General features: G+C 52.0%; 3 protein-coding genes and 1 pseudogene. 3 read left to right on the top strand and 1 reads right to left on the bottom strand.

What is annotated here, in order from left to right; genetic code table 11:
* Positions 1 to 145 (bottom strand): annotated as a pseudogene (locus L1249_RS17765) (IS1380 family transposase); the annotation flags it as partial.
* Between the two features lie 95 nt (positions 146 to 240).
* On the opposite strand from L1249_RS17765, the gene L1249_RS17105 reads away from it, so the two are divergent.
* Genes L1249_RS17105 through L1249_RS17115 form a run of 3 tightly spaced genes read left to right on the top strand, consistent with a single transcriptional unit; the run spans position 241 to position 4,963 of the window.
* Positions 241 to 1,872: a helicase-related protein gene (locus L1249_RS17105; RefSeq protein WP_230835220.1), complete on the top strand. Its 1,632-nt coding sequence runs from the start codon at positions 241 to 243 to the stop codon at positions 1,870 to 1,872.
* A gap of 54 nt (positions 1,873 to 1,926) precedes the next feature.
* The gene (locus L1249_RS17110) at positions 1,927 to 3,822 is read left to right on the top strand and encodes a site-specific DNA-methyltransferase (protein WP_235253795.1); all 1,896 of its coding nucleotides are present in this window, start codon (positions 1,927 to 1,929) and stop codon (positions 3,820 to 3,822) included.
* Between the two features lie 10 nt (positions 3,823 to 3,832).
* Complete coding sequence (locus L1249_RS17115; RefSeq protein WP_230835223.1) at positions 3,833 to 4,963, top strand: DEAD/DEAH box helicase family protein; 1,131 nt, start codon at positions 3,833 to 3,835, stop codon at positions 4,961 to 4,963.
* Positions 4,964 to 5,051 lie beyond the last annotated feature (88 nt).

Consider the following 5,051-nt stretch of genomic DNA (forward strand, 5'->3'; position numbering starts at 1 on the left):
CGTCGCTGGTGCGCATGCCCAGCGTGGTGGGGAAGCGACCGTCGATGCTGTCGACGCCGGCGATCTCAAGGCACTGCCCGATGATGGATAGCCCGGCGTGGCTGGTGAGGGTACGGCGACTGGCGCGGAACTTTATGTTGGGCATGGCACTGTCTGGGTGAATGGCGATAATGGCTATATTGCCATGCAGGTCAGTGGGTTAGAAGTGCTTCCGGGGGCCGGTCTCACGGATTCAGGAACATGCAAGCCTATCGTGCGCCGCGCAAAGCGATTATCTTTACCGAATCGCGCCGTACCCAGGAGTACCTCCACCAGTTTCTCTCAGCTAACGGCTACGCGGGCAAGCTGGTGTTGTTTAGCGGTACCAATAACCACCCGGAAAGCCAAGTGATCTACCGCCAATGGTTGGAAGAGCACAGAGGCACCGACCGAGTGACTGGTTCGGCACAGATTGATAAGCGCACTGCCTTGATTGACCATTTCCGAGACAAAAACGGCGCGGATATCATGATTGCTACCGAAGCCGCCGCCGAAGGGGTAAACCTGCAGTTTTGTGCACTGTTGATTAATTATGACCTGCCCTGGAACCCCCAACGCGTTGAACAGCGTATCGGCCGCTGCCATCGCTATGGTCAACAGTTTGACGTGGTAGTAATCAACTTCCTTAATACCCGCAATCAGGCGGATCAACGCGTGCTGGAGCTACTGTCAGAAAAGCTCAATCTGTTTTCCGGCGTGTTTGGTGCCTCTGATGAAGTGCTGGGACGCATTGAAAGCGGCATCGACTTCGAAAAACGCATTCTGACCATTTATGATACCTGCCGCACGCCAGAGGAAATTGAAGCCGCCTTCAATCAGTTGCAAAGCGAGCTAGAAGAAGTGATTACCCGCCGCGTGCAGGAAACCCAGGAAAAGTTGCTAGAAAACTTCGATGAAGACGTTCATGACCGGCTTAAACTGCGCCTGGACGAAGCTGAAGCCCGGCTGGATAAAATAGGCCGCTGGTTTTGGGGCGTTAGCCGCTATGCGCTGGCCAAGTGCGCCCGTTTTGAGCCACAAACCTATAGTTTTGCCCTGCAGGATGTGCCCAGTGATGTGAGTCAACACGCTCCGCCGGGACACTATCAACTAATTCGTGGGGCCGCTCAAGCGGACATGCTGGCCCATGCCTACCGTTTGAGCCATCCGCTGGGGGAGTGGGCTTTGCAGCAGGCTCGTCAGGCAGCTACGCCAGTGGCAAGTGTCGCCTTTGATTACCAACGCCATGAAACCAAGCTCTCGCAGGTGGAAGCGCTGGTTGGGCAGTCTGGCTGGCTGACACTGCAGCGCCTAGCCTTTACCGCTTTTGAAACCACTGAACGGCTACTGTTTAGCGGCATGACCGATAGTGGCGTACTGCTGGACCAAGAAGCCTGTGAAAAACTAATGTCGGTAGAAGCTCGGGGCGTGCCAAGCGCTATTTCGCTCCAGCCCCCAGCGGCCTTGGTCGAAAATAGCCAGTGCCATTTGCAAGCGGTGACGGCCGAGCTACTGGAAGATAACCAGCGGCTATTTATGGAAGAGCGCGACAAGCTGGAAAAGTGGGCTGACGATAAACTGCTGGCCGCTGAAGAAGCCCTTAAAAACACCAAGGCCCAGCTTAAACAGCACAAGCGCGATGCCCGTAAGGCCATCACCCTACAGGAACAAAACGCCTATCAGGAAAAAATCGCCGCTCTCGAACGCCAGCAGCGCCAGCAACGCCGCGAAATTTTCAATGCCGAAGATGAGATCATCGACAAACGCGACGAACTGATTGATTCCTTGCAGGTTAGGTTGAAGGAAACCACTGAAACAGAACTGCTCTTCACCCTACATTGGCAGGTAGTGTAGCGGCACTTAAGCAATATCAGGATAGAACCACACCGCATCAGGAGAAAGAATCTAATGGACACAAGCCATCATACGACTGAGATTAATGAACTAGGACACAGCCCTGATGCCCAGCAAGAGCGACAGCAGCAGCTTTTAAACCTGCTACGCCAAACCGCTCCTGAAGTGATTAGCGACAACCAGTTAAACCTGGAGCGCCTCAAAGAGCTGATGGGAGAAGAGCGCCTGGCACCTGCCGAGCACTATGAGCTGAGCTGGGCAGGTAAAAAAGACGCACGGCGTGAAATTCAAAAGAAAACCAGCCACACCCTACGGCCGGATGCCAACAACCCAGAAAGCGCCCAGCACATGCTGATTGAAGGGGAGAACCTGGAAGTGCTGCGTGTGCTGCAGAAAAGCTATTACGGTAAGGTCAAGATGATTTACATTGACCCGCCCTACAACACCGGCAACGACAGCTTTGTTTACCCGGATGACTACTCGGAAACCCTGGACGAGTACCAAAAACGCACCGGCGAAAAAAACGAGGCAGGCTTTTTAAACAAACAGAGCCTGTGGAAGAAAAACAGCAAGGAAAGCGGCCAGTATCACAGCGCCTGGCTGTCAATGATGTACCCCCGTCTTTACTTGGCACGTAACCTGCTGCGTGAAGACGGCGTTATTTTTATAAGTATTGATGACAACGAGGCGGCCAACTTAAAGCTGCTTTGTGATGAGGTTTTTGGGGAGGATAATCTACTAGCAAATATAGTTTGGGAAAAAGTTCATACCAGGAAAAATTCCTCTAAGTATTTTTCGACCAGCCATGAGCATATTCTAGCTTATGCAAAATTTAAAAATAATTGGGACCGTGTCCTCTTGCCGCGAGAAGGAGAGTCGGCTTACAAGAATCCCGATGATAACCCTAAAGGCCCTTGGAAGTTAGATCCGATAACAGCGCATAATGAATACAGTGCTGATTATAAAATCACAAAGCCAAACGGTGTGATCTTGTCGCGTCCCCAAGGACGTTATTGGGCATTTAGTGAGGAATCAATAAAGAAAAAAATTGAAGATAAGGAAATTGTATGGGGTGAGGGTGATGGTTACCCAATGATTAAGAGGTTTCTTTCTGAGGTCCAAGATGGACTGGTTCCTATAACAATATTTAACCGTAAATTTGCAGGTGATACATCCCTGTCAAAAAAGGAGTTAGATGATATTTTAGGTTTTCAAGGTGGTTTTAGTTACACTAAGCCCACTCGGCTTGTTAAGCGACTGATGCAAATTTCCTGTCGACCACAAGATATTGTATTTGATTTTTTTGCCGGCTCGGGCACTACTGCCCATGCCGTAATGGAACTTAACGCTGAAGACGGCGGTAACCGCCAGTCCATTAGCGTCCAGCTACCCGAAAAGCTTGAAGAAAATAGCGAGGCGTATAAGGCCGGTTATCGCACCATTGCGGATATTACCCGTGCCCGTATCGAAAAAGTCATCGCCAAGCTAAAAGCCGAACACCCGGAAAAAACGGAAGGGCTGGCCTGTGCCCATTTCACCCTGGCACCCAGCAACTTCAAGGTGTGGAACAGCGAACTCAACGACCCCGGCGCGATTCGCCAGCAGCTCGATGCCCTGCAGAACACCGAAAAACACGCGGACGAACAGACCGCCATGCTCACCGAGCTACTGCTGAAAAATGGCTTGGGTGCCCTGGGCGTTCACGCCGTCAGCAAGCCGCGCACCCTGGCCTGCGGCGTTACCGTGCACCGGGTGTTACGCGAAGACGACCGCTACCTGTGGCTCTGCTTTGAACCCTATGTTGATGCCGTGCGTGACGAGATTCTTAACGCCAACCCTGCCCAAGTGATTATGCTTAATTCCTGCTTTACGGGAACCCAAGGCGATGAACAGCTCAGCAACCTGCAGCTTGAACTGGCCGCGCAGGATATCAGCCTGCTGGTAATTTAAGGAGCTTGATATGTCACACAAGATGACGCTGCAGTTTACTCATCAGGCCTACCAGGAGCGTGCGGTGCAGTCGGTCGTGCAGGTGTTTGACGGCCAGCCGCTGGCCACCGGGGAGTTTGAACTGGTCAGTTCCACTGCCAGCGTGAACTACGCCGGGGATGGTAGTATTGGCAATTCGTTGGTGCTCACCGAACAGCAGGTGCTGGAAAATGTGCACAAGGTGCAGGCCAGCAACGGCATTGAAACCGTTGCCACGCTGCAGGCCGACCGCTGGACCGTCAAGAGCGATGAGGGGCAGGTAAGCGACGAGTTTTGCCCACACTTAACCATCGAGATGGAAACCGGTACCGGCAAAACCTACACCTTTATTCGCACTATGTATGAATTGAATAAGGTGTACGGCTTCAAGAAGTTTGTTGTGGTAGTGCCCAGCGTAGCAATCCGTGAAGGCACCATGAAAAACCTGGAAGTCACCCGCAGCCACTTTGCCGCGGACTACGCCAACGTGCCCTGCTTACCGATGCTCTACGATAGCGGTCGCTTAAACGACCTGCGCCACTTCGCCCAAAGCGATGCGCTGAGCGTGCTGGTGATCAATATCGACAGTTTCACCAAGGACAACAACAAGATCAATCAGCAGGGTGAAAGAGCTTTCGCGCCGATTGAATATATCAAAGCGGTGAAGCCGATTGTGATTGTGGATGAGCCGCAAAATTTTGAAACGGAGATCCGTCGTAAGGCACTGCGCGACCTCAACCCGTTATGCACTTTGCGCTATTCGGCCACTCATAAAAACCCCTATAACCTACTGTATAAACTAGACCCGGTGCAGGCCTATGACCTGGGGCTGGTTAAGCAGATTGAAGTGGATGGTGTCGAGCCCGATGTCAGCTACAACCAAGCCTTTGTGCAGCTTGATCGTATCGACGCCAAGCCTAAAGGCGTCACCGCCAAGGTAACGATTGATGTTAACGAAATAAACGAAGTTAAGCGTAAATCAATTACGCTAAAGCTAGGAGAAGATTTATACGCTAAGTCCAAGCAGCGAGAGATATATGCCGATGGATTTATTCTTAATCCTGAATCCGTGAGACCGGCCCCAGGAAGCACTTCTAACCCACTGACCTGCATGGCAATATAGCCATTATCGCCATTCACCCAGACAGTGCCATGCCCAACATAAAGTTCCGCGCCAGTCGCCGCACCCTCACCAGCCACGCCGGGCTGTC

Origin of the sequence: Halomonas sp. Cn5-12 (assembly GCF_021532545.1) — a bacterium.
In the GTDB taxonomy this organism is placed as follows: domain Bacteria; phylum Pseudomonadota; class Gammaproteobacteria; order Pseudomonadales; family Halomonadaceae; genus Vreelandella; species Vreelandella aquamarina.

What these genes read in the sequence shown, in the direction of transcription:
- L1249_RS17105 (WP_230835220.1), top strand. Translation starts at nt 241, where the DNA reads ATGCAAGCCTATCGTGCGCCGCGCAAAGCGATTATCTTTACCGAATCG.
- L1249_RS17115 (WP_230835223.1), top strand. Translation starts at nt 3,833, where the DNA reads ATGTCACACAAGATGACGCTGCAGTTTACTCATCAGGCCTACCAGGAG.
- L1249_RS17110 (WP_235253795.1), top strand. Translation starts at nt 1,927, where the DNA reads ATGGACACAAGCCATCATACGACTGAGATTAATGAACTAGGACACAGC.